This window comes from Maribacter algae, from assembly GCF_047345745.1.
Classification (GTDB): domain Bacteria; phylum Bacteroidota; class Bacteroidia; order Flavobacteriales; family Flavobacteriaceae; genus Maribacter.
On sequence record NZ_JBLFES010000005.1, the window covers coordinates 362143 to 388730 of the forward strand.

29 protein-coding genes are annotated in these 26588 nt (G+C 36.7%); 13 read left to right on the forward strand and 16 right to left on the reverse strand.

Annotated features, from left to right (window positions below):
• Window positions 1–83 precede the first annotated feature (83 nt).
• A complete protein-coding gene (locus ACKWBX_RS18175; protein WP_413970143.1) occupies window positions 84–1448 on the forward strand; it encodes a c-type cytochrome domain-containing protein in 1365 nt (454 codons plus the stop codon).
• 45 nt (window positions 1449–1493) lie between these two features.
• Here the strand turns inward: ACKWBX_RS18175 and ACKWBX_RS18180 are convergent, their stop codons facing one another.
• Genes ACKWBX_RS18180 through ACKWBX_RS18205 form a run of 6 tightly spaced genes read right to left on the reverse strand, consistent with a single transcriptional unit; the run spans window position 1494 to window position 8724 of the window.
• Window positions 1494–1703, reverse strand: coding sequence for a hypothetical protein (locus ACKWBX_RS18180; protein ID WP_413970144.1), 210 nt, complete (start codon window positions 1701–1703; stop codon window positions 1494–1496).
• Between the two features lie 14 nt (window positions 1704–1717).
• Window positions 1718–2149 carry a PepSY-like domain-containing protein gene (locus ACKWBX_RS18185; RefSeq protein WP_413970145.1) on the reverse strand — a complete coding sequence of 144 codons (432 nt, stop codon included), beginning with the start codon at window positions 2147–2149 and terminating at the stop codon, window positions 1718–1720.
• A gap of 17 nt (window positions 2150–2166) precedes the next feature.
• Complete coding sequence (locus ACKWBX_RS18190) at window positions 2167–3378, reverse strand: Pycsar system effector family protein (protein ID WP_413970146.1); 1212 nt, start codon at window positions 3376–3378, stop codon at window positions 2167–2169.
• Between the two features lie 29 nt (window positions 3379–3407).
• Window positions 3408–7151: a ShlB/FhaC/HecB family hemolysin secretion/activation protein gene (locus ACKWBX_RS18195; protein ID WP_413970147.1), complete on the reverse strand. Its 3744-nt coding sequence runs from the start codon at window positions 7149–7151 to the stop codon at window positions 3408–3410.
• Window positions 7152–7190: 39 nt separating this feature from the next.
• The gene (locus ACKWBX_RS18200) at window positions 7191–7358 is read right to left on the reverse strand and encodes a hypothetical protein (protein ID WP_413970148.1); all 168 of its coding nucleotides are present in this window, start codon (window positions 7356–7358) and stop codon (window positions 7191–7193) included.
• A 4-nt stretch (window positions 7359–7362) separates the two neighbouring features.
• Complete coding sequence (locus tag ACKWBX_RS18205; RefSeq protein WP_413970149.1) at window positions 7363–8724, reverse strand: NAD-dependent succinate-semialdehyde dehydrogenase; 1362 nt, start codon at window positions 8722–8724, stop codon at window positions 7363–7365.
• Window positions 8725–8921: 197 nt separating this feature from the next.
• Here ACKWBX_RS18205 and ACKWBX_RS18210 point away from each other — a divergent pair, with 197 nt between their 5' ends.
• Window positions 8922–9254 (forward strand): YtxH domain-containing protein, encoded by a 333-nt coding sequence (locus tag ACKWBX_RS18210; protein WP_413970150.1) that lies wholly within the window; start codon window positions 8922–8924, stop codon window positions 9252–9254.
• Complete coding sequence (locus ACKWBX_RS18215) at window positions 9255–9602, forward strand: hypothetical protein (protein WP_413970151.1); 348 nt, start codon at window positions 9255–9257, stop codon at window positions 9600–9602.
• Window positions 9603–9816: 214 nt separating this feature from the next.
• Here ACKWBX_RS18215 and ACKWBX_RS18220 read toward each other — a convergent pair whose 3' ends face one another.
• The 4 genes from ACKWBX_RS18220 to ACKWBX_RS18235 form a co-directional block, all read right to left on the reverse strand.
• Complete coding sequence (locus tag ACKWBX_RS18220) at window positions 9817–10866, reverse strand: helix-turn-helix transcriptional regulator (protein ID WP_413970152.1); 1050 nt, start codon at window positions 10864–10866, stop codon at window positions 9817–9819.
• 164 nt (window positions 10867–11030) lie between these two features.
• Complete coding sequence (locus ACKWBX_RS18225; RefSeq protein ID WP_413970153.1) at window positions 11031–11522, reverse strand: Dps family protein; 492 nt, start codon at window positions 11520–11522, stop codon at window positions 11031–11033.
• A gap of 120 nt (window positions 11523–11642) precedes the next feature.
• Window positions 11643–12248 (reverse strand): DUF2652 domain-containing protein, encoded by a 606-nt coding sequence (locus ACKWBX_RS18230; RefSeq protein ID WP_413970154.1) that lies wholly within the window; start codon window positions 12246–12248, stop codon window positions 11643–11645.
• Between the two features lie 35 nt (window positions 12249–12283).
• Window positions 12284–12997: a flavodoxin family protein gene (locus tag ACKWBX_RS18235; protein WP_413970155.1), complete on the reverse strand. Its 714-nt coding sequence runs from the start codon at window positions 12995–12997 to the stop codon at window positions 12284–12286.
• A gap of 213 nt (window positions 12998–13210) precedes the next feature.
• Here ACKWBX_RS18235 and ACKWBX_RS18240 point away from each other — a divergent pair, with 213 nt between their 5' ends.
• The 3 genes from ACKWBX_RS18240 to ACKWBX_RS18250 all read left to right on the forward strand — a co-directional run bounded on the left by ACKWBX_RS18240 (window position 13211) and on the right by ACKWBX_RS18250 (window position 15888).
• Entirely contained in the window at window positions 13211–13792 is a 582-nt protein-coding gene (locus tag ACKWBX_RS18240) for a hypothetical protein (RefSeq protein ID WP_413970156.1), read from the forward strand.
• A gap of 99 nt (window positions 13793–13891) precedes the next feature.
• Window positions 13892–14983 (forward strand): DNA topoisomerase IB, encoded by a 1092-nt coding sequence (locus tag ACKWBX_RS18245; RefSeq protein ID WP_413970157.1) that lies wholly within the window; start codon window positions 13892–13894, stop codon window positions 14981–14983.
• Window positions 14984–14988: 5 nt separating this feature from the next.
• Entirely contained in the window at window positions 14989–15888 is a 900-nt protein-coding gene (locus tag ACKWBX_RS18250; RefSeq protein ID WP_413970158.1) for a mechanosensitive ion channel family protein, read from the forward strand.
• 7 nt (window positions 15889–15895) lie between these two features.
• Here the strand turns inward: ACKWBX_RS18250 and ACKWBX_RS18255 are convergent, their stop codons facing one another.
• The gene (locus tag ACKWBX_RS18255) at window positions 15896–16108 is read right to left on the reverse strand and encodes a hypervirulence associated TUDOR domain-containing protein (protein WP_413970159.1); all 213 of its coding nucleotides are present in this window, start codon (window positions 16106–16108) and stop codon (window positions 15896–15898) included.
• A gap of 281 nt (window positions 16109–16389) precedes the next feature.
• On the opposite strand from ACKWBX_RS18255, the gene ACKWBX_RS18260 reads away from it, so the two are divergent.
• Together ACKWBX_RS18260 and ACKWBX_RS18265 are read left to right on the forward strand one after the other, a co-directional pair.
• Entirely contained in the window at window positions 16390–16680 is a 291-nt protein-coding gene (locus ACKWBX_RS18260; protein ID WP_413970160.1) for a hypothetical protein, read from the forward strand.
• 66 nt (window positions 16681–16746) lie between these two features.
• Entirely contained in the window at window positions 16747–17196 is a 450-nt protein-coding gene (locus ACKWBX_RS18265; RefSeq protein ID WP_413970161.1) for a ferritin-like domain-containing protein, read from the forward strand.
• A gap of 32 nt (window positions 17197–17228) precedes the next feature.
• Here ACKWBX_RS18265 and ACKWBX_RS18270 read toward each other — a convergent pair whose 3' ends face one another.
• Window positions 17229–18272 (reverse strand): helix-turn-helix domain-containing protein, encoded by a 1044-nt coding sequence (locus ACKWBX_RS18270; protein ID WP_413970162.1) that lies wholly within the window; start codon window positions 18270–18272, stop codon window positions 17229–17231.
• Window positions 18273–18500: 228 nt separating this feature from the next.
• On the opposite strand from ACKWBX_RS18270, the gene ACKWBX_RS18275 reads away from it, so the two are divergent.
• Entirely contained in the window at window positions 18501–19193 is a 693-nt protein-coding gene (locus tag ACKWBX_RS18275) for an SOS response-associated peptidase (protein ID WP_413970163.1), read from the forward strand.
• Here ACKWBX_RS18275 and ACKWBX_RS18280 read toward each other — a convergent pair.
• On the reverse strand, window positions 19190–20227 hold the full coding sequence (locus ACKWBX_RS18280; RefSeq protein ID WP_413970164.1) for a helix-turn-helix domain-containing protein: 1038 nt from the start codon (window positions 20225–20227) through the stop codon (window positions 19190–19192). The genes ACKWBX_RS18275 and ACKWBX_RS18280 overlap by 4 nt on opposite strands.
• A 169-nt stretch (window positions 20228–20396) precedes the next feature.
• Entirely contained in the window at window positions 20397–21443 is a 1047-nt protein-coding gene (locus tag ACKWBX_RS18285) for a helix-turn-helix domain-containing protein (RefSeq protein WP_413970165.1), read from the reverse strand.
• Between the two features lie 237 nt (window positions 21444–21680).
• Between ACKWBX_RS18285 and ACKWBX_RS18290 the strand changes: the two genes are divergently transcribed.
• Together ACKWBX_RS18290 and ACKWBX_RS18295 are read left to right on the forward strand one after the other, a co-directional pair.
• Window positions 21681–21842 (forward strand): DUF1328 family protein, encoded by a 162-nt coding sequence (locus tag ACKWBX_RS18290; protein WP_413970166.1) that lies wholly within the window; start codon window positions 21681–21683, stop codon window positions 21840–21842.
• Between the two features lie 52 nt (window positions 21843–21894).
• Entirely contained in the window at window positions 21895–22077 is a 183-nt protein-coding gene (locus tag ACKWBX_RS18295) for a hypothetical protein (RefSeq protein ID WP_413970167.1), read from the forward strand.
• A gap of 131 nt (window positions 22078–22208) precedes the next feature.
• Here the strand turns inward: ACKWBX_RS18295 and ACKWBX_RS18300 are convergent, their stop codons facing one another.
• The gene (locus ACKWBX_RS18300; RefSeq protein WP_413970168.1) at window positions 22209–22613 is read right to left on the reverse strand and encodes an arsenate reductase family protein; all 405 of its coding nucleotides are present in this window, start codon (window positions 22611–22613) and stop codon (window positions 22209–22211) included.
• Window positions 22614–22751: 138 nt separating this feature from the next.
• Between ACKWBX_RS18300 and cls the strand changes: the two genes are divergently transcribed.
• Both cls and ACKWBX_RS18310 read left to right on the forward strand, forming a co-directional pair.
• Window positions 22752–24176 carry a cardiolipin synthase gene (cls, locus tag ACKWBX_RS18305; protein WP_413970169.1) on the forward strand — a complete coding sequence of 475 codons (1425 nt, stop codon included), beginning with the start codon at window positions 22752–22754 and terminating at the stop codon, window positions 24174–24176.
• Window positions 24177–24234: 58 nt separating this feature from the next.
• Window positions 24235–24795 carry a hypothetical protein gene (locus ACKWBX_RS18310; protein WP_413970170.1) on the forward strand — a complete coding sequence of 187 codons (561 nt, stop codon included), beginning with the start codon at window positions 24235–24237 and terminating at the stop codon, window positions 24793–24795.
• 9 nt (window positions 24796–24804) lie between these two features.
• Here ACKWBX_RS18310 and ACKWBX_RS18315 read toward each other — a convergent pair whose 3' ends face one another.
• Entirely contained in the window at window positions 24805–26334 is a 1530-nt protein-coding gene (locus tag ACKWBX_RS18315) for a GH3 family acyl-acid amido synthetase (RefSeq protein WP_413970171.1), read from the reverse strand.
• Window positions 26335–26588: the final 254 nt, after the last annotated feature.

A 26588-nucleotide genomic window follows, 5' to 3' on the forward strand; every position in this document is an offset into this window, starting at 1 on the left:
TTATACATTAATTTAGAACTTCGAACAAGAAGTATGTTCGCTCTAATCTGAAAGAACATTTTTTTCGTTTATTTATCTGTAGTATGATACATTTTTTGGCTTTTGATTTTTCGAATTTTATAGGACGTTTTCACCCTCTATTTGTACACCTCCCCATCGGGTTTATCATTTTAGCAGTCTTAATGGAATGGTACCAACGCCTCAAAAAAAAAGATAAGCTCAGTAGTCTAATTAGTTACGCGTGGTTATTGGCCGGTATTGGCGGTGCCTTTGCTGCGTTCTGCGGATGGTATTTGGGCGAGACCGGACTCTATTTTGAAGACGATTTATTTCTTCATAGATGGATAGGTATCGCAATCGTCATACTATCGTTTTTAGGTTGGTGGTTGAAGAAAAGTCCGGAAAAATATTCAAATGTCGTCCATCAAACAGCAAATATCATCATCATTGCCTTAATTTCATTTGAGGGACATTTAGGCGGAAACCTTACCCATGGGGAAGAATATTTATTTGAATTTGCCCCGGAAGGCATTCGCAACATGATGTTGAGCGAAAATACTGAGGAAACCGATCTCTCTAAAGCCGACTCGGTCTTTGTTTACAATGATTTGGTCATGCCCATTTTCAAACAAAAATGTTTTGCATGTCATGACAACAACGTACAGAGAGGAGGGCTGAATATGGCTTCAATCGATTCTATGTTGGTAGGCGGTGATGGCGGTCCGGCCTATTTAGCAGGTAATGTAGGAGAAAGTGAATTGTTTAGAAGAATCACATTGCCACAAAAAAATATCAAATTTATGCCACCGGTGGGCGACCCTTTGACCTATGATGAAATTAAAATCGTTGAATGGTGGATCGGTACCGGGGCGGCATCCGATGCAACGATAAAAAATATTGAAGTCACCGAAAATATTAAGCCTACACTACTCAGAAAGTATCAGTTGGACACCGATCCAAAACCCCATTATGAAATGGTAAATATTGACCCGGTAGATGTTAAAATCCTTGATGACTTGACAAATGCAGGTTTTACCGTGAAAACATTGGGCCCGGACAACCCGTTATTGGATATTGAATATAACTCTAAGGGCCTGGATGAAAATAAACTCCAATTATTGCAGAATGTTTCGCAACATGTGACCTGGTTATCTTTTGCCGAAAGCGACATTACGAACGAGGGATTGAATTTAATTTCAGGTTTTTCCAACCTTACCCGTTTACAACTGGAGAAAACCGCTATTGGCGATGCCGGAATGCAACATTTAACAGGTTTAAAACATCTTGAAGCATTGAACCTCTATGGCACGAACATCACTAATGCTTCCTTAGAATACATACAAAATATTGAAAGCTTAAAAAGAGTTTACACTTGGCAAACCAATGTTACCGAAGAGGGAATAGAACAATTAAGGGAGAAGGAAATTCAGGCTAAAGTGGTCATGTAAATTTCTTGGGTTTCCACGATTTAAGAGCATTATGGGATAGTGTCATTAATTATCATCCGTTTCGCCATCTACCTCTTCTTTCACATCTTTATATGCCTCTTTTACTTCTTCACCTGCTCTTTTAACGCCATCCTCGGCCTCCCCGGCTGCTCTTTCCAAAGTACCTTTGTCTTTCTCTTCTTTTTGTTCCCTGCAGTTCCCCAAGAACAATGCCGCACTTAATAATACGGTCATAAAAATTGGAATCTTCTTCATTGATTTGATATTTTTCAGTTGATTCTTTTGCCTTCTTTGGTAAATTCTATATCCTGTTTTTCACCATCAATCTTAATTTCTACATCATAAAAAACTCCTTTGGTAACATGGTCCACTTTTTCAATCTCTACAATCTCTACGTCCCCATGTGAAGCTTTCAACGCTGCTTTAACCGCTTTTGGCAGTTCTTTTTTCTTGATGTTGCATTCCGTTTCTATCCAATCCCCATTTGGACTAAAGTCCGCCCTGTAATGTTCCCCATCTTTTTTAAAGTGGGATTCGTAGTTACCGTTCTTATCCTTCCTCCAATCAGGATCTGTTTCCCCAGGGTATTTGGATTGAAATGTTTTTTTTACGGCCTCTGGCACTTGCCCTTCCGTTTTTGAATTACAACTGACGATAACAAGGGCAAAAACGATTATTAAATGTCTCAATGTATTTTTCATAATGTATAGTTTTTAATTTATTGTGGTAATTCCGGAAGGTCCAAAACCCGATCTGGACCATAAAATTTTAAAGCGATCCCGAATACGATTACGGATAGAATCATCCCGATCATAAACACGGTATACGTCCAACGCAACAATCGGTATTTACGTTCCAGAACAATACCTAGAAAGTATAAATCTTTGGTAAGGGAGCTATAGATATAATCCTTGTTCTTAATGAGCTCCTTCATGGCCCAATCGTATTGTGAAAGTTCCATTTTATGAAAATTACCAAAAAACAGAAGGTTCACTTTTTTTGATTTTACGTCTTCCTCCGTGAATTCTCCACTGGTTACGTTGGGTTTGGTGGCCAAAATGGACATGACCATGGAAATAATACTAAAAATGATAAAGATAAAAGTGGGATAGAACAGATAATCATTCGAAGGATTATCCAGTTTAGGAATCAAATTGGCCAATGCCAGCGAAATAATAATAGCATTTACCGAGAGTAAAATATTGGCTTTGGTATCTGCAATATCACTAAGTTTCAAATGATTTCTCAGCGTAACCCTATATAATGTCTGTATACCGCGATCGGGTAATTCTCCCTTGAATTTTGCTTTAAGCGATTCTTTCTTTATCAGCTTTTTACTTTTTTTCTTCGCCTTGACCAGTCTTTTTATATTCTTGTCTTTTTCGGGCAGCCATTTTTCTTTGGCATAATCCGTATAAAATCGATGTTTTATACGTAGAAGGTTTATATTTTCCTCTCGCCATTCCTCAATATTATATTTTGCTATTCCTAAAAGCGATAATTCCTCTCTAAGTAGTTCCGACGTCTGTATGAAACTTTTTTTGGCAAAATGGGAGGAATCGGCATCCCTGATAATTTTTTCCTGATGGTTTTCAGGTTCATAATTTCTTCGGGTTGCCATAATCAGTTTACTCACATTGGCTATAAAATCAGCTTTGCAATTTTCCTTTTCCAAAAACTCCTTGGCCATTTTGGCGCTATGCTTTTCATGCTCTTCCACAGAAACGGTATATCCTAAGTCATGGAACCATGCCGCTACCAACAATTCCTCTTTTTGGGCTTCACTTACCTTTTCCTCTTCCAGAATTTCTTCAGTGCTTTTTACAACACGTTGCGTATGCCTTAGATTATGGTACAAATAACTGTCATTTGTTTTCGATATCAATTTTTCGGTGACGAATGCTTCTGATTTTTTTATGATAGATGACATATTTTTTGTTTTATGGTTGGTACTATAATTTAAAATGGGAATCCAAAACCGACTTGTAACAGGTTATTTTCTTTGGAATTAAAATATCCGATATTAAATTTGAGTGCTTTTAAACTACTGATCCAAAAACCGATCCCCTGTGAAGTATGCCATGTATTGGATTCTTCGTTGGGTTGCCAAACACGACCATAATCAAAACCGCCATAAATACCAATCGTAACCGGCGAAACGGCAGTTATATATCGCTTTAGTTTAAATTTAAGATCGGAACTCTGATAAAAATAAGATTTTCCGGTAAAACGTTCGTCCCTAAAACCTCTGAGCCCATTGTCACCTCCTATAGAGGGTGTGTGATAAAAGAATACATTCTGTTCATTAAAAAGTGACTTGTATTCTGCCGTGGTACCGAATACTAAGTTTCCGGCAGCATCTATCTTATGGTTAAAACCTAACTTTAAACTAGCATAGCCAAATTTATTATCATCCAGTTGCAAGTTATATTTATACCCTGCTTTAAGACCGATGTAAATTGATTTTGAAGGAAAATCCTTGGCATCCATATTATCGTAATACCCCGAAAGTTCCGCCCCTCCAAAGTTTTGATTCTCAAATATTTCAGGAGCAAAATTAGTAGGGGTGAAAAAGCGTTGCTCGTTTTCATTTAGTCTAAAAGATTCAAAAACACCCCGAAATCTAAGACTGTAATATGCTATGCCGGCACTGGCCTTAAGTTGCCGAAGACGCGCCCTGTAGAAATCACGTCCAATATTGTCCTCATTATTAAAGGTGTTATTACCAAAACCATAAAAGTTTTTGGAATACCGATCACTGGTATAGTATCCGTCCAGCTCAAAATTCCATTTGGGAAAAATGTTTCCCCATATACCGGAATACTGTAGTTCCGTAGCTTGAAAGCCGAAATAATAATTGGCCTGTAGTTTATGTTTTTGCCTAAACTTATTGCCGTTAAGTCCATTTTTGGTGAACGTATTGCCTACGCCCAAGAAAAAACCATCATCCGATCGAAACCCGATTTTAGGGACTAAAATATTGGTATTTGGCCTAAAGTATCTAAAATGATAACTATTGGTCGTATAAATATCACTCAATTGTATGGAAGGCTCCTCTTTCTTAAATTCTAATTTTTCATGTTCCCATTCAAAAATCTTGATCCGTTTTTTATGGGCTATATCGTAAATATCCTTTCCGTAACCCCCGATGATTTTTAGCTTAATTTTTGAATTGGCACCTCCTTTTACCTCAAATACATCATCATCTCCCAAACCATATAACCATAACTCTTTTGTTTCTTTGTCATTGAAGGTACGCTCATATATTTTTTCATTTTTCTCATCGGAAAGAAGTCGTTTTACCACTACGGAAACAGTACCATCATCTGCTCTGGTTACCTCAAAAATATCATCTTTTTCGGTTCCGGTAATTGCCACTATTTTATTTAGGTATTCACTGTATTCCTTGGCTTTTTGCGGTAATTGTTCCAATCTTTGCAAAAGACTTTTTTTAATATACTCAGAGGTTTCGTCCTGTACGGCTTCGGGCAATCTTTTAAAAGCATTTTCCACCACTTTAGGCGTGATATTTTTTTGAATGACCATGGCTTCTTCTTCCCAGACATCAGTGCCGTATTTGGTCAATAAGGTCCTATCCAATGTATTACCCCCAATGTTCTGCCATTTAACATTATCGATATCCTCGTCAAAAGTTTGCCACCTTCTAGCGTTAGGCACAAAGAGTTTGATCAATTTCATCGCATTGCCATTAAATCTAGGGAAAGCATTGTCCCTATCCCTTGGTACGGGCATAAACTCTTTTTCCCCATCTTCGCTTTCATATTCTATCCATCTCCATTGGTCTTGATGCCGGTCCCAATCACCAATGAGCATGTCAAAAATCCTTGCGCGAATGAAATTTTTTTGGTCTATATGATAGGATTCATCGCTTTTAATTTTTTCGAGCATATCCGTTGTGCTCTCATAGTCCGTTACTTTTCCCGTATCCTCGGTAATGGTCCGTCTGTATCCTTTGTAATTCAGTTGCTCTTCGGAAGGCCTTCGCTCTATATAGTATAATTCATCTCCATACGTGTCATTGAATTGTCCCAATAGTTCTTGTTTGGGCACATAGAAAAGTTCGGTATCCGAATGGTTGATTTCTACAGCTTTTGCCAACGGGTCTATGACCAACTGCATGTACGGATGTGCAGTCGTGAAAAAATCGGAAATTACCTCTTCCGCCCAAGTATCCTGAAAGTCATCATCGGTATATGCGATTCCTGGCAACTTAAATTTGAGAAATTTCAAGGCACTTTTTCGTAGCGATCTCATGGCATATTGCTTGCCATTTTCATCTTCCAATCGCAATGAAAAGGATTGATGCCCCCCGCCTTCCTTCACTACTTTAAGACCACCATATAGCGTATCCAATTTTACAACGGGAGCGTCTACGGGATGCCCAAAATATTTTCTATAACGTTCTCCCCATAAAAATTTATAGAAACCACTTTTATCGTAATCCTCACGGTTATCCAGGATTTTTTCACTTTTGGTCTTTGTACCGTTCGTGTTCGAAAAAACAAACTGTTTTTCTTCTTGCCTCAACCGGGGCAGTAAATCGAAGGATTTTTCCTCAGCTTCGCTTTCAGTGATGAACGCTACTTTAGAACTTCCATCGGTATAGAAATCCAACCGAGCAAAACCGCGTTCCCCGTGTGCATAACTACCCTCATATTCCATAGCACCGCCAATAGCCGTAATTCTGCCCTTTCCCAATCTTGTAGCACTTTTGGAACCTAAAGAACCACTCACTATTTGATGTACACCTCCGCCCGACAGCAACTGAAGACTCTCCTCATGACCGGAAACCAAGGTAATTCTATCATTTGCCTGTGCCAACGCGCTTACGGCAATGCGCAAATAATTGTATCTTCTGGAATTGAGGTGTTCAGGATTGAAAGCCCCTAAATCCAAAACCGTGTTTTTTAAGGTACCAAGAATGGGAAGTGGGATCATGTGGTCCTTCAGTGTAGCTTTTCCCGCATATATGCCGTTACTAAACACGGGGTGATGCATGGCTATTACGATATTTTTGTCCTGACCATCATTGATATAACCTTCCAACTCCTCCATGAACCGTCTCCGTGTCACGATATCCGAACATTTTTTATTGATATCCACTACACGTGACCAATTGGAAATAAACCATTTAGAATCGATTAAAATCAAATCCAAATCATCATTGATGACCTTATGCTCAATGGGACAGCCATTTTCTGGAAATACCTGAATATCGTCAAGTCCTTTGTCCTTCAACAAATCCTCTACCCTTTCCATTTTATCAAGGTCATAGCTTTTCCATTCGTTATTTCCAGGCAGAAAAACGGTTTTTCCCTTATAATTCTCCACTAACTTGAGTTGTTCCTCAACAAGCATGCTGTCCTTTACCCATGGGTTTTCTTCTAGGGTAGCTATATTATCTCCTGTGAAAATGAGCGTGCTATTCTCGGGAGCGTTAGTAAGTTGCTCTTTAAATGTAGAAAGGAGGTCTTTATTGTCCGTTTTGCCTTCGTTACCATATCCCCCGGCAATGAAAAAAGTATAACGTATCTGTTTGGATGATTCTGTAGTGGAAAGATTCTGCTTTTGCTGTTCTTTGTACGTTGCGCACGAAGCCAAGAAAATGAGTAGCATCAATGCAAAAGTGGTAGGATTCAAGTAAGTTTTGGAACTAAAAAAATGTTTTGAGCTATTTGGCATATGTTGGTATTAATTAAACAATATGTACTCCCTTAAAATCTAAGCGAATACGGCTCCTGAAAGGGCAATTCCTAATATAATCAGAACCAAAAAAGCAATAATAATGACCAAACCTACTTTGGTCTTGCTATTTTTCTGAAAGATATATTTACGCGAAGATTGCTCCGATTCTTTTACAAATTGTGTATTTTCTTCTCCCTGCTTCATTATTTTATTTTTTTATATAAACTGTTTTTTTATTTACAAATTCCAATATCCCTTCTTTACTCAACTCCCGTCCGTAACCCGAATTTTTGGTACCACCAAAGGGCAGTCTCGGATCGGATTTCACCATCTCGTTAATAAAAAAAGCCCCATCCGGGATTTGACTTATAATCTTTCTTCCCGCTTCCACATCTTCCGTAAACAACATAGTGCCCAAACCGTAATTAGAAGTTGTAGCCAATTGAATACTATGTTCCCTATCCTTTGCCTTTATTACGGCCGCGACCGGACCAAAAGTTTCCTCATCAAAAACGGGCATGCCAGAAGTTACGTCTCCGAGAATGGTCGGTGAATAGAAGGCACCGTCTCTTTCGTTGCCCAATAAGAGTCTGGCTCCTTTCGCTATGGATTTTTCCACTTGTTCCGATACGTCCTCTGCTAAATCCGGTCGGGCGAGCACTCCAATATAGGTTTCGTCTTCTTCTGGATTTCCTACAGGTAGACTCTCCACTACACTTTGAAATTTTTCAATAAATGTATCATAGATAGTCTCACAAACAATAAACCTTTTGGCAGCAATACAACTTTGTCCCGTGTTCTGCATTCTGGCCTTCACCATAGTTTCCATGTATTGCTCTAAGTCTGCATCTTCCCAAACAATACATGCATTGTTACCACCTAACTCCAATACTGTTTTTTTTAAGTGCTTGCCGGCCAAAGCGGCAATAGCTTTACCCGCTTTCTCGCTACCTGTGAGCGTAACCGCTTTTATGGCATCATCCGCTATCAATTCTTCTATAACCTCGTGGCCGGCCAATATTGACTGGAAGCAACCTTCTGGATAGCCAGCATCTTTAAATAGGTCCTCCAATGCTCTTGCACAACCGGGAACATTTTTTGCGTGTTTTAGTATAGCGGTATTTCCTGCGGTAAGTGTTGGAGCTGCAAACCGAATAACTTGCCAAAAAGGGTAATTCCAAGGCATCACAGCCAGTATTACACCTAATGGGTCATAACTGATGAAGCTTTCTTCCGCATCGGTTTCAATTAATTGGTCCGCTAAAAAATTTTCTGCATTAACATGATAAAAATCACAGGCCCATACACATTTTTCTATCTCTGCAATACTTTGGGAAATTGGCTTTCCCATTTCTTTGGTCATCAAATTGGCATATTTTTCTTTTCTTTCCAATAAGAGTTTGGAAACATTGTGCAACAATTTAGTACGTTGGGCAATAGTTTTAACGCTCCAGGTTTCAAATGCCGTTAAGGCTTTCTCCTTTTTGTTTGCAATCGATTTTGATGTATCTTTTTGATACGTTTCAAGAGGTTCACCATTAAAAGGATTTATTGCTTTTATTGATTTCATTGTTTATTATTCGTAATAAACAAAGTTAATCGGGTGTGGAAAACCTACTTAATGCGTTCCACTAAAATCTTAACCCTTTTGCCTTAAAGGGTTTCCGTCAAGATTTAAATTATTTGAGTCAAGGATAATCACTTAAAAATTAAACCTTTGTACCATGAACGATGAAAGACATCGTATGAATATAAATTTAAGATAACATGAGTAATAATAGCAACACACTTTTAGCAGTAATTGCGGGTTCTGCGATAGGGGCCGCATTGGGAATTTTATATGCACCTGACAAAGGAGTCAATACTAGAAAAAAAATAGCGGAACAGGCAGCCGCGACTAAAGAAAATATTGCGGATACTGCAATAGATTTAAAAGATAGGGTTGTCAATAAAGTCGCTACGGAGAAACAAACGTTGGACACACGGGTAGAATCCTTGGTCTCCGATGTAAGTTACAAGACCGAAGATATCATCAACACGCTGGAAGCTAAATTAATACAGTTGAAAGCTAAAAATAAAAAATTACAGAAAACATCATAGATGAGCGTTCTTGAATCTCTTAATGATACTTCTAATAAGGCTGTTGAAGTAGGTGAACAGTATTATAAGAAAACCCAAGAATATTATAAGCTTAAGATATTTCAACAATTAGCACTGACTACCGGGATGTTCAGTAAAATGGCCATCATCGGTAGTTTATTGTTTTTAGGATTTCTTTTGTTTATGATTGCCGGCACCATTTATCTTGGTAACCTTTTGGGTAGCATTATTTTATCGTGTATAATCATGGGGTTTGCCCTGTTAGTGATTGCTTTCATTCTTTTTAAGATAAGGAAGAAGATAGATAATGCCATCGTAAAAAAATTATCCGCCAAATTTTTTGATTAGACATGTACCACAATTTCGAACAAATAGAATATGATTTAAAGCGCCTCAATTTAGAGCGTCAAATAGCTTTGGAGGAAATCAAAGGTTTAAAGCAAAATGTAAAAGAAGATTTGAGTCCTTATAGTTGGGTTTCCACAGTAATTTCTGCTATCAAAAAGTATGGGATATTATATCTTATACGAAAGATGTTTCGTTAAATTCACCATTGATAAGGTTAGGCTACCAAATCTGGTTCCATGGTTCTTTTTACATGATGTTGAAAATCACTTGGGCTTATACCGTATTTGTTCTTAAAGATTTTAGAAAAGTAACTTCTACTGCTGAATCCTATGGAATATACAATTTGTGATATATTCATATCTGTAGTACTGATATAATCTCGCGCCGCTTCCAAACGAACATGTCTAATGTATTCCGTTACCGTTCTGGTGTACAACAACTTAAACCCCTCCTGTAATTTTGCCTGTGAAAGGCCTGATTCCATGGAGAGTCTTTCCAAAGTGTAATCCAAAGTTATATTTTTTGCTATTTTATCGGCCAACTGCCGTACTATCTTCAATTCACTCCTTAACAATGAGGTCTGCGGCATTGCATTCACACTTTCCTTTTCGTGCTGTGCTATATGCATTGCCAAAATTTCATATACCAAGCCTTCTATCTGCATAATACGAATCATGCCGTTCTTATTTCTAACTTTTCGCAAGGCTCCTATTTTATTGGCCAATTTTAAATTATATGATCCGTAATAAGCAAAGGTATTGTCATGATCTGTATCCATAAAAACCTCATACAGCCTTTTGTTAAGTGCTTCCACTCCATTAATACGCTTTTTCAAGAATTTTTTTCGAGCTATTTGTATAACATTGATTTCCAGTTTTACACCTTTTGGAAAATAGCCATAGTTAAATCCTCCTTCCTTGCTCGTTATGATGACGGACTGAAATTGCTCCAATGTCTTTGTTTCCTCTAAACTTTGATATCCGAACCTGTGACCACAACTCCCTTCCAAACAGTAGGCAAAATGAATGGGGTTATATTTTGAAGCGTCCATGATCAATGTAATCTCATCGTGGAAGGTAATATCATACTCCAAGAGGTTAACACCCCAATCAAACGTGATAAACCGAATATTACCCGTAGCTTTTGCACTGTTTACCGTAAGCGTGTATTCGCCCCAGCGTTCCGTGATTTGACCTCCAATTACCTGTTGAATCTGCTTTACGGTACCCTCAGTACTAGTAGCCGTTATTTCAATAATAGTCATGTTCCCTAGGATTTTGAATTTGAAAAATATTTACAATTTAAGTTATTTATTGACATCAATTTTTTTTTACATCTTAAATCTTCGATAAGATTAATCTTCATATTTTTTGAGCACAAAAAAAGCCCCTATTTACAGGGGCTTTCCTTTTTTGAAATTCAATGTAACTAATTGCTTTTGAGTTGATCGTGCGTATCTTTTGTCCAGGCATCCAACATCCAACTTACCTTTTCCAAGTTGCCGATATAGGCACCTATCATGTCTATGGTACCCTCATCTCCCGCAGCTTCAGCTTTACTTACAACTCTGCTCATCTGCTTTAAAATATCTTCATGATTGGATAAAACATGATGCACCATTTCTTTATCAGAAATTAGGGAAGGCGTTTCCTTTACTGCCGCAATTTTGAAATACTCTGAAAATTGACTTTTAGGATGATAGCGTAGTGTTAGAATACGCTCGGCTATTTCGTCTATTTTTATCCTAGCATCTGTGTACAGTTCCTCGAATTTTTCGTGTAGATCAAAGAAATTCTTTCCGAGAACATTCCAATGAAATCCTCTCAAATTTTGATAATAGATGTTATAATCCGCCAGTAATATATTCAATTCCTCTACTATGGGACTCACTTTTTCTGAATCGATATCCAAATAGCTCATATTCCTCTTTTTTAAATTTATTTATTCAAAATTAAGGATACCTAAAATCCTTAAGTTGCTTAAAAGAAAAACTCATTGATGCTTATCATATAATGCGTGTCATGAAAAAAAACACTCATCTTATTTTTCCAAAATAGGTTTAAGGTTAATAAAATGGTATTTAATTTTCCCTACGTGGTCATACTCCGTAGCACCTTCTTTTAAGGTTCCCCAATCAAATCCGTTTTTTAAATCGTGTTCTTTGTAATAATTGGTCAGGCCTTCTGATAATAGTAAATATTCGTCCAGGTCTATTTCATTTTTCAATAATCTATGGGCAACAATTAAATCTTCCCCAAAAAGTTTTATACGATTGCCCACTTTTGTCAGCGCCACCTCTTCGCCAAAATGCAACACTATCTTCAATCCCAAAATTTCCGGAATATTGAACGCCTCTTTATTTTTTTTATACTGCTCGCGGAGCGAGTTTAATTGTTTGTAAAATTCCGTATAAAAATATTCACATTGTGTTATCAATTTACTCAATGACGGCATATCACCGGATTTGTAGAAGAGTACCGCGTCACCTTCAATCTCGGATACTTTTAAGCCTATCTCATTTGAATAAATGATATTGTTCAACAACGTGGGAATAACTTTTGAGCTCAATTCAAAATCGGTTTCGCTCATAAACTCCGTAAAACCACTGATATCCGGTATACATATTAACGTTGGTGATGCTTTCATAAAAATGTTCTATTTGTAAAGATTAGCTTTTTGGTTTATCGGTATTCTGGATTCTCAAAATTCCAGCGTGTACCGTCGTCCCACTCCTCACGTGAATTACCATAATTAGGATAGCCATTATTTTCCTTTAACATCTTGGCTAAATGAAGCATGTTATAGGTCATGAACGTAGTGTTTCTATTAGTAAATTCATTGTTCTTGGCATCGGATTCCTCATCCAGATAGCTTGGTCCCGGACCGGCTTCCCCTATCCAGCCGCAATCGGCCTGCGGGGGTATACTAAACCCTAAATGCTGTAGAGCGTAAAGAATGCCCATGGCACAATGCTTAATACCGTCCTCGTTCCCCGTTATCACACAACCACCAACTTTGCCATAGTAAATATACTGCCCTTTGGCATTGGTCTTACCGCTCATCCCATACAATCGTTCTATCAATTTAGTAGCGACAGAAGATTTTTCGCCCAACCATATAGGAGTGCCAATAATCATAAAATCGGCATCCATGATTCTTTCATATATTTTTGGCCAATCGTCTTTATCCGCTCCCTCTTCTGTCATGTCCGGCAATAAGCCCGTAGGCACTTTATAATCTGACAACCGAATGTAATCCACTGCTACGTTCTCTGATTTTAAAATATTCATCGAAACATTCATCAGCCCTTCCGTATGGCTGGTCTTGGGAGACTTTTTCAACGTACAATTGATATATACGGCCTTTAATCCTGAAAAATCTTGCTTTTTATTCATTTTGATATGCTATCTACAAGTCACACAATGTAAAAAGATCTATACGTTGACACTATCTCATATGCTTAAAATAATAGCTCCTTTACGCCTTGAGATTATTATATGTATCAAACATACTCTGTATAAAGTCAAGATTTCGATGGATACAGCAAACGTACCAAGTAAAACCATTTTAATTTTACTCCAACGAATATGAACACAAAAAACAGAACAATGAAAAAAGCATTATTTACAATTACTGCTGCAGCTCTTGTTTTGGGTTGCAATATTAAAAAAGAGGAAAAAGGTGAGCTTCCAGAGCTCGATATAGATGTTACCGCAGAAGCCGGGGAATTACCTGAATACGATGTTAACTGGGCCGATATTAATATCGGGACAACTACCAAGACAGTTACCGTTCCAAAAGTGGTCGTAGTAATGGAAGAAGAGGAGGTAGAAGTACCATATATCGATGTTGATATGCCCAATGATGATGGTACTGAAAATGAAGAACGCACTATTATGGTAGAAGCAGAGGTTACGGATAACGAGCATGCAATATCCATTGACAAAATATATGCCAGTGAGGATAAGTTATTTGTAGTCTCAGAACTAGAGCGTATGAATCAGAGCATTGGGGATAAAAAAATGAGGGTCTCAGATCAAGTAGTTCTAAAGGCACCCGATATGAATGTTAAACATTATGTAGTTGGAGAAAAACCCGACCGCGTGTTCAATACTCAGTATACTTATGTAAAAGATTTGAATGAATTGGAAAAGAAAATGGATGATTACGAAGTGATTTATACGAAGTAAATCGTTTTAAAATTTTGTTTGGTTGGTTTTGTAATGGTCCCAAATAGTTCACTATTGGGACCATACTTCTTTATAATTTTCTTATAACTTATGAATAATATGGCATTAGATTCAAATAATAATATTGACTTTATAGAAAAACTCATAAGTGCTCCACAAGAAGCCCTTGAACATTTGAATCTAAAATATGTTGCCAGAGACCAACTCAGCATTTTAAGAATTAGAAAAGAAAACGGTTTCCTCTACTTGTACAAGAACAAACCGCTACTCCAAAAGAAACAGCTAAAAAGAATTAAGGAATTGGTCATACCGCCAGCATGGGCAGATGTTAAAATAGCTCCGTTGGAGAATGCCCATCTACAGGCTATCGGTGCAGATTCAAAAAAAAGAACACAATATAGATACCATCCTATTTGGCTTAAGCTAAGAAATAGGACAAAATTCTATAAAATGCTTCCTTTCGGCAAAGCACTACCAAAAATTCGTGCTCGAGTAGAAAAAGATTTGGAACTTCCCGGCTGGCCAAAAAATAAGGTATTGGCCCTGATAGTCAGATTAATGGAAGAAACCCATATTAGAGTCGGGAACGAACAATATGCAAAAAGAAACAAAACCTATGGCCTTTCTACCCTAAGAACAAAACATATAAAACAGCTTGACGGAAAAATTAGATTTGAGTTTACAGGAAAAAAAGGTAAAAAGCACAAGATTACGCTTAGAAACAAAAAACTAATACACTTGGTCAACAAATGTGAAGAAATTCCGGGATGGGAACTGTTTCAGTTTTATAATGATAATGGTGAAAAAATGTCGGTGGATAGTGGAATGGTGAACGATTATATCCACGAAATAAGCGGGCACTTATTTACTGCTAAAGATTTTAGAACGTGGGCGGGCACCGTTATCTTTTTTGAGACATTAGGGGAAACCCCGATTACCGCGAAGAAAAAATCGAGGGAAAAAAATATCATCAAAGCCTATGATGCCACCGCAAAAGCTTTGGGCAATACTCGTAACGTCTGTAAAAAATATTATGTGCATCCGCTCATACCAAAGATGTACAATGAAGGAGTTTTAGATAACTATTTAGACCAAGCGGACAAATCCAAGGAAAACAACTATTACGCTCCCTCGGAAATAACCGTACTTCAACTTATTGAAAAATATAAACCGTTAAAAAATTTAAATTAAGAAACATGACCGAACAATTTTCCGAAGCATGGTCCTTGATGACCGAGAAATTAAGTTCTTGGTTCAAAGCCGTTGTATTGAACCTGCCCAATATCCTGATTGCAATCGTAGTATTCACCTTAGCTATCATTATATCGAGATATATAAGCAAATTAGTTTCCAAATTATTGGAAAAAACCAAATTACAGGCTTCCATGAGGAGCTTGCTTTCAAAAATTGCTTCAATCGTAGTCGTTATGGTCGGCCTTTTTTTGGTTTTGGGCATTTTGAACCTGAGCAAGGCCCTTAATACCATATTGGCAGGTGCCGGGGTGGTTGGCTTAGCGGTTGGTCTTGCCTTGCAAGGTGCATTGGCGAATACCTATTCAGGCATTGTACTATCGTATGTAAAACATTTAAAATTTGGGGATTGGATAGAAAGCAATGGTTACGAAGGCGAAGTAGTAGATTTGGATTTACGCTCCGTTACGTTGAAACAACCCGATAACAATCTGGTCTACCTTCCCAATAAGCTTGTTGTGGAAAATCCCATAAAAAACTATTCTACCACGGCACAGTCAAGAGTAATTTTAGAATGTGGTGTGGGTTATGAGTCCAATTTGGAAAATGTAAGGGATTTGGTCAAAAAGACCATTTTAGAAAATTTTGAATCCGTAGAAAATAAAGAGGATATTATTTTCCTTTATCAAGAATTCGGCGATAGTTCCATAAATTTTGAATGCAGGTTTTGGATCAATTCTACTTCTGCCCTAGAAGTGGCCAGAGCAAAAACAGATGCCATGATCGCCATTAAAAGTGCGTTTGATAAAAACGATATCAATATTCCATTCCCGATAAGAACGTTGGATTTTCCTCAGCCCTTGAACATAGTTACTGAAAAAGTATCTCAGGAAGAAGAAAAGTAACAACGAACTAGTCGGCGCGTTCTACCTCAGATTCACTTTTGAGCACGTAATCGCCGTCATCTTGTTTTATATACAAAGCTTTATCTCCTGATGAACCATCGCGAGTGACGGAAGTTCCCTTGATGGTTTTAGTAATTTTACTCGTGTAGGTCTCCTCTACCGTTCCTTCTGCGGTACCGCTGCCCCAATTCCATTTTACTTGTGTTCCCTTTTTTATCATGATTTCATTTTTTATCGAATTTGTGCTTCCCACTATTTAAAATTTTGGAGAACTAAATAATGGGAAGAAGGTTTTGTTGAGTCAAAATCCACAAATTCAATTTAACCAACAACCAAAGACTAAATATCCTAAAAATACTTCTTAAGAATGTCTTACAATCCACTCTTTTTTAACTCATTCAATAACAAGTATTTGCTCTATTAAAACGAGTCAAAGTTTAAACGATATCAGTCATTCCATCCAAGCCCAGAGCCATAATTTTATATCAAAACCAAACTGCTATGACCTTATTTATTGAAGTATTCGGAGGCCTTTCCATATTATTGGGTTCAGTTTTTTTGTTCCTGTTAATCAAGGATGGTGTACAAAGTCTTAAAACCGATAACACAACAAAAACTACCATTGAAAAAGACCTGGATGCTCTGATGGAATTGCCAAAAGAATTAGATCCCTTTATTGAAATTCCTTTGGATGTCGTTGCTAGAGAAGGAAACAAAAAGGGTCAAAGCATATCTGATTTAAGGAGGAAAATAAAAGAATTTGAAAGTAGAAATAGATTCTACAAACTATAAAAAAAGGGTGTAAAATGGCTGGCATCCATTATATAAACAGTCATATAATTTTAAATATTATTTATTATGAGTACCTATACGGAGTCTGTTGGAAACAAATTGAACGATTTATTGGAAAAAACCTATGATGCTGAAAAAGGTTTTAAAAAAGCAGCGGAAAACACCAATAACAGTGCGTTAAAATCCTATTTTAACGGGAAAGCGCAACAACGCTATGATTTTGGACATGAATTAAAATCAGAAATTAAATCTTTTGGGCAAGAAGTGGACAAGGGAGGCAGCTTTACCGGAAAAGCGCATAGAACTTGGATGGATGTAAAGGCAATGTTCTCTTCCGACAATGAAGAAGCAATGCTAGAGGAAGCTATCCGTGGAGAGAAAGCGTCAATAGAGGAGTACAATGAGGTATTGAACGAGACATCTTTGCCAACAAGTACCTCGCAAGTATTGAACAAACAAAAGGTTGCCATTGAAAATGGTCTTTCAACCATCAATACTCTTGAGGACCTTTCTTAGAAAGAATATTTTTATTGATTAAAAAAGGAAGCTTAAAAAGCTTCCTTTTTTTGTAATTCCAGTGCTGCTACCGCACGATTTTTGTATGCCTTTGGATTACAGCCATATTTTTTCTTGAATATCTTACAGAAATAACTTCTACTTGTAAATCCTATGGAATAAACCACCTCGGAGATATTTAAATCCGTTGTTCTTAAAAGATGCTCCCCTTTTTTAAGCCGAACATCCCTTATGAATTCTCCCAAGGTCATATTATGCATAAACTTAAAACCCAACTGCAATTTGGAGGGGGACAGACCGGATTTGGAGGATATAGTATCGATCCTATGTTGTACTTCAGGATAATTTCTAATGAAATCGCTTATTTCACTGATCATCTCCAATTCCTGTTTTAAAAGAGAGGTAACGGGCATAGTACTATTCTCCATGTCATCCTTGAATTGTTCCAGTTGCTTGGCCAATACCATGTGACATATGCCTTTAAAATGCAATAAAGTTGATACCGAAATTGCAAATTTTGCATTTTCCAATGACTTTATGAGTTCCCCGATTTCCAGATTGAATTTACCAATGTGAAAATTACCGAACTCCTTATTATAAGATTTTAAAAGCGGAGACAATCCTTCTTCCAGATGCCCATCCGTGATATTTTCATCGTTTTCGTACACCGCTAAATCAACCCTAATACAATTGAGCACTAGGCGTTCATCTTTTTTTAGCAACATTTTGCTTTGGTTATAATCATCGTTAAAAAGTACGGCCGTCTGCAGTTCTTCCAATTTGGTTACTCTCTCATCGTTTTCAAACTTATGAAAACAATTACCTTTTAAACAATAGAATAAGTAAACCAAATCTCCGTTTGCCCAATCTGTCGGAAAATCACAGTCTTGGTACAATAATAGGTCAAACTCCATAGCGATCAAACCGTTATCCAAACAAACACAATGTACTTGCCCCGAACCGATGGACGTATCTAGTTCCAATAATTGCAACCCATTGTTGTTGGCAACATTTCCTTTTAAGTAATTACTTAATATAAGTAATTCCTCATTGGCCTTTTTTCTCCTGGTTTCCATATTAGATTAATTCTGTGCGATTATAGGTTAACACTCACTAATGTAAATTTAGATCGACTATAACGGAGTACTTGCCGAAATAAAGTAAATGTTTAACAATATCGCATATATGGCATCTATTTCATCAAATCTAATAAACAACTTATTTTTAATGAGTTACATTTTTTTTGAAATGAAACAATAGCACATATACAATATTTGTTACTTGCATTAGGAAAAGGAAAGTATATGTATTATAAAATATCAAATACGGCGGAGAAGGATACTATAGAAAAATGGGCCAATGCCTCATTTAAATACCCGAATCTATATCAACCACAACAAGTAATCAACGGTCTAAACGAGGTTTCCATACCTATCATTACCATGGAAAACCAAACTGAAATAGCTTTGGCCATATGGGGATTGCTACCTGAAAAATATAAAGAGGACTGGGATATTTTTCAAAATGCCACCAATACCTTAAATTTTCATGAAGAATCCATGAACTCTGAAATGTGGTATACAAAGGCTTTGGAAAACAGGAGAGGTATAATACCCGTCACGGGGTTTTTTACACACTATCTCAAGAATGGAGACAGCTACCCCTATTATATCTCATTAAAAAATGGTAAACCTTTTTTTCTTGCCAGCATTTACAACCAGTTAGAGGATGGTTTCTTTACATGTTCCCTGTTGGTAGGCCAAGCCAATAGCTTTATAAAGAAATTTCAGAATATGATAGATTGTATGCCACTTACCGTGGCTCCAGAGGAGAAAGAGGAATGGTTGAATAGTAATACACCCATATCTAAAATCAAAGAAACGTTAAAAAGCCCTTTGGAAAACGATTTTGTGGCCACACCTATCGCCAAAGAGCTTTTCAACAATAACATCTCGTATGACAGTATGTTATTGCCCTACGAATATCCTAAGTCTTAGTTATTAAGAACCTGTTTATTGGATTTCAACTGTTTTCTATAGTCCGTAGGTAAAATACCATAAGCCTCATTGAAGATTTTAGAAAAATAGCTTCTGCTTTTGATACCTATGGAATATACTATTTCGGATACTGATAATTCAGAATTTTTTAGATAATCCCTAGAAATTTCCAACTTTAATTGCCTTATGTACTCATTCACGGTTTTGGAATACAGCACCTTAAAACCTAACTGTAACTTTTTAGGACTTAGACCGGACTCATTGGAAAGTATTTCTACGGACATTGGCCCAGCAATATTATCCAAAATAAAATCCGTTAGCTTATGTATCTTCTTAATGTCCTCTTTGGAGAGCGCCTCTGGAAGCACTCCCTCTGTTTCAAAGGTGTGATGTTCCAATAACTGTAACGATAAAATAAGATAAATTCTTCCTTCTATGGATAAGGTTCGCATAATACCGTTATCATGTACCTTGCCCAATTCCTTTATCTGGTCTGCTATCTTTAAACTAAAACTACCCCCATGCGTATAGGGCATATCTGCCTGTTCGTCATTAAAAACAGACAACAAAAGTTCATTTAGATATGTTACATTATTATTTTTCTTTTTTAGGTATTCTTTACGCAATATTCGTATGAAATTCACTTTTAAATCTTTCCCCGCCGGAAATAGAAATGTCTTTTTAGCAAAACGTTTTGGCGAAAGAATAATATTTTGGTAGCGTTCCAAATCCAAATATTCCTCGGTATTGTCCTCGCTATATTTAAAAGATCCTTTTGATATGAATACAAACTCTATGGGAGACACGCTCGAAGTTCTGAAAATAAGTTTTATATCTTGGTAAAAAGTAACATCACAGTCCAAAAGGGAAACGCCCCAATCAAAACCGATGTTTCTTATAACACCTTTACCTATTTCATTATCGAACCGCAAAACACGTTCGCCCCAATTTTCTTCCAACGTTCCTTCCAAACAAGTGTTCAATTGTGAAAGTATACGTTCATCCTTTATACTTGTTATTACAATTTCCTTCATCATATGTACTTTATGGCACAATTAATTTGTACTGCACAAAGTAATCTCAATACCTAGAGAGGCATTAACAAAATTGAAACCTTAATTAACACTATTGCACTAATTGTGATTAAACAATATGTTAAAAAATTAAACAACAAGATAGTTGAATCTAAATAAATTGATTCAATTATGCTGAACGAGGAGGCTCATTTTTTGGAGAATTCAGTTTTTTAAGATATTGTTTTGGGGTCATCGCATAGCGTTCCTTGAACAATTTGGAAAAATAGCTTCTAGAATTTATACCTATTCTGTAGGTAATTTCCGTGATGTTCAAATCGCTATTTTCCATTAAATTTTTGGCCATTTCCAAACGTGCGTTGCGTATGTACTGGTTTACAGAGGTGCCATAAAGATGTTTAAAACCGGTTTGCAATGTATTTTGATTTAGTCCCACTCTTCTGGACAAAGCGAGAATATTATCCATTTGTTCCAATTCCGAATGAATGATTTCAGCGGCCTCCTCTATTTTCTCAACGGTGGCCTGTCTCAGAATTTTTCGTCTGTCGGGATCCGTAAGGTCGTCAAGATACTGTCTTAAATGATGCGCCAAAATCTCATAACATTTGCCCTCTATAAAAACACTTTTCGTAAAACCCGTATGTTCGCATTCATTGCTTTCCTCAATACATTTGGCAATGTCCAAACTATAATGTCCTTTATAAAAGAAGAGGTTTACGCCATTAACATCTCTAAACAACGCTTCTAACTCCGAATTCATTTCCGGCAAAAAAACCTCTATTTTTTCCTCGAACAACTTACGATTGATTTCTAGGTTGAAAAAACAAATAGGCTCATTTGCGGGCAAAGTAATTATGTTGCCATGCTTGTTATTGCAGGACAGGATAGCACTCTCCAAATGCCTTATTTCCTGAACTTTTCCTTTGCCATCAAATTCATGGGTAAAGGCAGATTCTCTATTGAAGATTATTTCCAAAGGCTGTACCAAGGACTGGTTTAGCTCAAAACGTACCTCTTCTTTTAAACGTATGTCCAAATTCATTAGCCCAACACCGTGGGAAAATATAGAGGCATTTATGGTCCCAACGCCTATTTCTTGTGGTATATCTATACATATCTCATTATTTTCTTCCTCATAATCCACATTTAAACGTTTGGCAATGTCTTTTACGACATCAATAACACTTTGTTCCTTTAACTGTTTTTTGTCGCCCATTGTATTTTACATCTAAAATGAAAAGAACAAGATAGCATATTTTTCAGAGCGAAATTGACTTAAAAAAGAAATGGGTCAAAATAAGTTATAAGAGAAATTAATTTTAAACGAATCTAGGTATATGGGTCAAGGATTATATGGATACAACAAAGAAGTAATCCGTAATTCCCTGATATTTGTATTGTTAGCAACAAGGAAAGACCTTGAACGCATATAAACTTTAAAAACAACATTATTATGTTACGTTGGACAATTACATTTATAGTATTAGCAATTATAGCAGCCGTATTTGGTTTTGGTGGTATCGCCGCAGGAGCCGCAGGAATAGCTAAAATATTATTTTTCCTTTTTATCGTTCTTTTTTTGATTTCGCTCATACGAGGAAGAAAAGTCTTATAACACTCGTTAAAAAAGTAGAGATATAACATTATTAACCATAAACTAAAGTAAAATGAAAAAATCCATATACATGTTTGTTATCGCGCTATTCACCGTTGGAATAGCGATGAGTTGTAGAGAAGAAAAATCGGCCGGGGAAAAAATTGAAGATGGTATTGAAGAAGTAGGAGAAGGAATTGAAGATGGTGCCGAAGAAGTAGAAGATGCTGCGGAGGATATAGCTGACGACAACTAGAAAAAACTAACAAACACTAGTTACAAGCGAAAGGGCAGATTAAATCTGCTCTTTCTTTTTGTCCAAATTTTAGTTTTCTTCATTAAACATAAATAGTCAAAATAATAGATATCAAATCCTATATGAAGTAATCAGGTTTTTTCGATTCTTGCACTATCAGGTTCCATATGCTTCTTGAACGCTGAGGCAGATTGTAAGGAATAATATTCGTTTCCATCAATCAATATTGGATATTTAAGCAATTCCGGATGATTGTTGAGTATTTTCAACCAATCCGTCGGGCTCATAGATTTTTGGCCATCACCATATTTGTTGGTAAAGTCAGGATGTTCTTGATCTATTAAGTCAGAGATTTTCATGTTCAATCCTTCAGCAAGCTCTGTCCATTGTGTTTCCGTCACATTGGTTTTTGAAATATCGATACTACGTACTTTTTTCTCCGAAGAAACCACGTAAGGCTCAACCTGTTTTCCAATAGTGTTTTTAGAGCTAAAATATAGTGTTATTAGATTTTTGTGTTTTGCGATTGTTCCCATATTCTTTTTTTTTTTTACAATTTAATCTTTATGTAGTTGAACTCTTAACACTATCCACAATATTCATGACCTAAATGAACTGGAAAAACTTTCCCATTGAAGAAAATCCTATATTGTAATCTTAAAAATATTGGACAAATGACAACCTATACTTTAATAGCATATCTTCTTGTTACTATTTGGAGTATAGTGAATATTATCTTCAATGGCTCCAGACCAACCAAAATGATAAGTTGGGTGTTTGCCGTAGTTTCGCTGCCTTTTGCTGGACCGTTATTGTATTATTTTTTTGGGGTAAACCGAAAAAAATTCAAACTCTTTAAACTCAGACAAACCGAAAAAAGAAAACTCTATTCCGAATCTTATAAAGAATTGAAAAATGGAAACTATGCCATTCATGAATTTAGGGGAGTCAACAAAAACCAATTGGCAAATCTGATTCGAAACAATAGTTACTTTCCTCCTTATGAGGGGAATAAAATTACGTTGTTGAACGATGGCAAAACGGCTTTTGAAGCTATTTTCAAGGCCATTGAAAATGCCAAAGAGTCCATTCACTTGGAGTATTACATCATGGAACGCGGAGTAATTCTGGACCGCTTTTATGAATTATTTCAAAAAAAGGCCGGAGAAGGTGTAGAAATCCGAATGATTTATGATTCATTTGGTAGTCACAACATGCGGGGAAAAACAGTAAAACGTTTCAAGGATTTAGGTGTAAAAACATTTTCAACACTACCCTTGAGATTTGGCAACCTACTCTTTACGCTTAATTATAGAAATCATAGAAAAATTATCGTGATAGATGGTAAAGTTGGCTTTACAGGAGGGGTCAACGTTTCGGATAAATATATAAAACCTGTTTCAGAACTTGGAATCTGGGGAGATATGCATCTTAAAATCGAAGGTCCTGCCGTAAATAGTTTACAACGGGTGTTTGTTAAAGATTATCATTTCGCCAGTGATGAGGAACTTATGTTGGACGAAAAATATTTCCCAAGAATAGAATCTTGTGGAGATAATATTGCCCAGATAATATCCAGTGGACCCGATTCCAAATACCCGGCAATCATGCAACAGTATTTGGCCATGATACATAATGCGGAAAAGAGTATCTGCATAGCTAATCCTTACTTTATCCCGGGCACACCCATACTTGAAGCATTACGGGTGGCAGCTTTAAGCGGTATTGAAGTCAATTTATTAACACCCGAGAAATCAGATTCCCGTTTAGCGAAATATAGTATGTTTTCCAGATTTGAAGATTTATTGGAAGCCGGAGTCAATATCTTCTTAAGACCTGATTTTTCCCATAGTAAGGTCATCATCATTGACGGAGAAATAGTCTCCGTAGGCTCAGGAAATTTTGATTATAGGAGTTTTGAACATAATTTTGAGACCAATGCTCTCATTTATGATAAAGACATTGCCTCCCATGTAAAAGATTTGTTTGACAAGCATTGTAAAAAAGAAATTCAGTTGGAATACGTAGCGTTCAAGAACAGGTCTCCCATAACTAAATTTATTGAAGGCTTGGCCAAGTTTTTTAGTCCTTTATTGTAACGGAATGAATTTTACGATTATAAGTAGGACAATAATCCCTTTATGTACTTTTATATTTATGCAGACATCCTTGCCAGCACAACATATCATTCCAGAATCCATCAAAAAGGAAGCTCTCATTGCCCTATCTCATTATCCCGAGTTGAAGCAAACTGCTATTGAATTTAAATTCAAGAAAAAAATAAAAAAATCTACCATGCAAGCGCAGCCCGTTTTTGGAAGTATTTTCAGGTCCAAAGAAAAAAGAAAATATAAGATATTGATAAGCGAGTACGTAAAAATTACCGATACCCTTTACAGAACGGAAAATATGCCCCCAGAGATCATGATTGGCTGGCTTGGACATGAGTTAGGCCATATCATGGATTTTAAAAATAGAAGCGGTTTAAATTTATTGGCCTTTGGCGTACGTTATCTATTTTCAAAAAACTATTTAAAGGATGCGGAACGCAGGGCGGATACTTTTGCGGTAATCCATGGGTTGGAAAAATATATATTGGCCACCAAAGAATTCATATTGAACAAGGCAGGATTTTCAAAAAAATATGTTGATCGCATTAAAGAATTATATTTATCGCCCGAAGAAATTATGCATTTGGTGGAGGAACGTGATAATTAAACCGAATGCTTAAGATAGGGTCTGACTATTTACAAACTGCTCCCATTCCTCAAATTTTTCTTCGCCCATGACCCGCTCCATTTTTACTTGCCCGCCTTTCTTTTTGTTTTCATCGCTCCAACCGTAAAAAATTTCTGGGTCTATCATTTTTACTTTCACTCCTTTTAAGGCTTTGGAACGCGCTACTTTATAATTTTTATTTGCCTCTTTTAAAAAATTATCCAATTCATGTACGACCTCCGAATTTGGAATATTGGCATCCGATCCAAGATACCAGGTATGATAAAATCCATCATCGTACTTTTTTGCACATAACGTGTATTCGGATATTCTAGCATTGAACTTTTCTTCTAAATGTCGCAATGCATCATCCATTTTATTGACCGAGAGTTGAGAACCAACCGTATTCAAAAAGAATTTTGTACGGCCAGTAATCCGTATCTCCGCTCTTTCAATATCCGTAAACTCAATTGTATCCCCAATCATATAACGCCAAGCGCCGGATACAGTACTGATAATCAATACGTAATCCTCATTTTCTTGTACCTCGGAAATAGATAATGACGGAGCATCTTGGGACAATGACCCATCTTGATTGATATAATCCGGATGAAAAGGAACGAATTCAAAATAAATTCCGTTATCGGTCACTAATTTCATGGCATCTGTTTCCGGTCTGCTTTGAAAAGCGATAAAACCTTCGGATGCCAAATAAGTATCTATAACCGTAATTGGCCTACCCATAAGGGCATTGAAGCTTTTTTCATAAGGTCCAAAAGCAACTCCACCAGAAGTATATACTTCCAAATTCGGCCAAATTTCATGAATATGACTCAAATTATGTCCTTTAATTACCTCCTTTAGCATCAATTCTATCCAAGACGGTATTCCGCTCAGTGCACCAATGTCCCAGTTAGGAGCCTCTTCCACAATTTTTTTGACCCGTTCATCCCAATCGTCTATTTCTGCAATCTCTTTTCCAGGTTTGTAATATCCCCTGAACCAAGAAGGTATGTTACTGGCGCTTATACCACTGATTTCTCCTTCTAAATGGTCATTGTTTTCAATTAAATCCGTAGAACTCCCCAACATTAGAATGCCTTTTTCAAAAAAGTCCGTAGGGAGGTCAAAATTGCTCAATGCCAATACTTGCTTGATACCTGCCTGTTTTATAGCATTGATCATATCATCGGTTACGGGTATTCTTTTGCTGGTTTTACCTGTAGTCCCTGAGCTAAGCGCAAAATAATTTGGATTTCCGGGCCACGTAATATCCTCTTCCCCTTCTTGCAGTCTTTTCCACCATTCTTTGTTGATTTTATTATAATCGAAATAAGGAACTTTATCGGAATAACGTTGTCGTGGATTGCCCGATGCTAAAATCGATTTAAAATCATATGCTTTCCCAAATTCCGTATCCGAAGCTTTTTCCAATAAGGATTTTAGAACTTCCTCCTGTTCGGCAATCGGGTCTTCAGTTTTAGTAATCTTGTCCGTTACCTCAATAATTCCTTTTATAAGACTTCCAATGATAGGCATTCTCTATATTTTTAGTTGTTATGTTAAAATTAAACATCCCTATTCCTATTCTTTTCCTCAAAAGAAGCTTAGGTTGACTGATTCGGAAATATCAAATTAATATATGTTTTATAGAGATAGAAATACAGAAAGCGTCATATTGTTGTGAAGCTTTTCTGATGTGAATCCTCATGGATTAGAATTATTGAACCCTACCGGCTATTTTTATTTCGAAGTGAACAGCTAAGGCCCATGTAATAGGAATCGATATCCTT

Excerpts from the sequence above, each read along its gene's own strand:
- ACKWBX_RS18250 (WP_413970158.1), top strand. The coding sequence starts at position 14,989 with ATGACCGAACAATTTTCCGAAGCATGGTCCTTGATGACCGAGAAATTA.
- ACKWBX_RS18175 (WP_413970143.1), top strand. The coding sequence starts at position 84 with ATGATACATTTTTTGGCTTTTGATTTTTCGAATTTTATAGGACGTTTT.
- ACKWBX_RS18260 (WP_413970160.1), top strand. The coding sequence starts at position 16,390 with ATGACCTTATTTATTGAAGTATTCGGAGGCCTTTCCATATTATTGGGT.
- ACKWBX_RS18300 (WP_413970168.1), bottom strand. The coding sequence starts at position 22,613 with ATGGGAACAATCGCAAAACACAAAAATCTAATAACACTATATTTTAGC.
- ACKWBX_RS18195 (WP_413970147.1), bottom strand. The coding sequence starts at position 7,151 with ATGCCAAATAGCTCAAAACATTTTTTTAGTTCCAAAACTTACTTGAAT.
- ACKWBX_RS18245 (WP_413970157.1), top strand. The coding sequence starts at position 13,892 with ATGGCATTAGATTCAAATAATAATATTGACTTTATAGAAAAACTCATA.
- ACKWBX_RS18280 (WP_413970164.1), bottom strand. The coding sequence starts at position 20,227 with ATGAAGGAAATTGTAATAACAAGTATAAAGGATGAACGTATACTTTCA.
- ACKWBX_RS18215 (WP_413970151.1), top strand. The coding sequence starts at position 9,255 with ATGAGCGTTCTTGAATCTCTTAATGATACTTCTAATAAGGCTGTTGAA.
- ACKWBX_RS18265 (WP_413970161.1), top strand. The coding sequence starts at position 16,747 with ATGAGTACCTATACGGAGTCTGTTGGAAACAAATTGAACGATTTATTG.
- ACKWBX_RS18240 (WP_413970156.1), top strand. The coding sequence starts at position 13,211 with ATGAAAAAAGCATTATTTACAATTACTGCTGCAGCTCTTGTTTTGGGT.
- ACKWBX_RS18285 (WP_413970165.1), bottom strand. The coding sequence starts at position 21,443 with ATGGGCGACAAAAAACAGTTAAAGGAACAAAGTGTTATTGATGTCGTA.
- ACKWBX_RS18205 (WP_413970149.1), bottom strand. The coding sequence starts at position 8,724 with ATGAAATCAATAAAAGCAATAAATCCTTTTAATGGTGAACCTCTTGAA.
- ACKWBX_RS18310 (WP_413970170.1), top strand. The coding sequence starts at position 24,235 with ATGCAGACATCCTTGCCAGCACAACATATCATTCCAGAATCCATCAAA.
- ACKWBX_RS18220 (WP_413970152.1), bottom strand. The coding sequence starts at position 10,866 with ATGACTATTATTGAAATAACGGCTACTAGTACTGAGGGTACCGTAAAG.
- ACKWBX_RS18290 (WP_413970166.1), top strand. The coding sequence starts at position 21,681 with ATGTTACGTTGGACAATTACATTTATAGTATTAGCAATTATAGCAGCC.
- ACKWBX_RS18275 (WP_413970163.1), top strand. The coding sequence starts at position 18,501 with ATGTATTATAAAATATCAAATACGGCGGAGAAGGATACTATAGAAAAA.
- ACKWBX_RS18270 (WP_413970162.1), bottom strand. The coding sequence starts at position 18,272 with ATGGAAACCAGGAGAAAAAAGGCCAATGAGGAATTACTTATATTAAGT.
- ACKWBX_RS18225 (WP_413970153.1), bottom strand. The coding sequence starts at position 11,522 with ATGAGCTATTTGGATATCGATTCAGAAAAAGTGAGTCCCATAGTAGAG.
- ACKWBX_RS18200 (WP_413970148.1), bottom strand. The coding sequence starts at position 7,358 with ATGAAGCAGGGAGAAGAAAATACACAATTTGTAAAAGAATCGGAGCAA.
- ACKWBX_RS18190 (WP_413970146.1), bottom strand. The coding sequence starts at position 3,378 with ATGTCATCTATCATAAAAAAATCAGAAGCATTCGTCACCGAAAAATTG.
- ACKWBX_RS18210 (WP_413970150.1), top strand. The coding sequence starts at position 8,922 with ATGAGTAATAATAGCAACACACTTTTAGCAGTAATTGCGGGTTCTGCG.
- ACKWBX_RS18235 (WP_413970155.1), bottom strand. The coding sequence starts at position 12,997 with ATGAATAAAAAGCAAGATTTTTCAGGATTAAAGGCCGTATATATCAAT.
- ACKWBX_RS18315 (WP_413970171.1), bottom strand. The coding sequence starts at position 26,334 with ATGCCTATCATTGGAAGTCTTATAAAAGGAATTATTGAGGTAACGGAC.
- ACKWBX_RS18230 (WP_413970154.1), bottom strand. The coding sequence starts at position 12,248 with ATGAAAGCATCACCAACGTTAATATGTATACCGGATATCAGTGGTTTT.
- ACKWBX_RS18295 (WP_413970167.1), top strand. The coding sequence starts at position 21,895 with ATGAAAAAATCCATATACATGTTTGTTATCGCGCTATTCACCGTTGGA.
- cls (WP_413970169.1), top strand. The coding sequence starts at position 22,752 with ATGACAACCTATACTTTAATAGCATATCTTCTTGTTACTATTTGGAGT.
- ACKWBX_RS18180 (WP_413970144.1), bottom strand. The coding sequence starts at position 1,703 with ATGAAGAAGATTCCAATTTTTATGACCGTATTATTAAGTGCGGCATTG.
- ACKWBX_RS18185 (WP_413970145.1), bottom strand. The coding sequence starts at position 2,149 with ATGAAAAATACATTGAGACATTTAATAATCGTTTTTGCCCTTGTTATC.
- ACKWBX_RS18255 (WP_413970159.1), bottom strand. The coding sequence starts at position 16,108 with ATGATAAAAAAGGGAACACAAGTAAAATGGAATTGGGGCAGCGGTACC.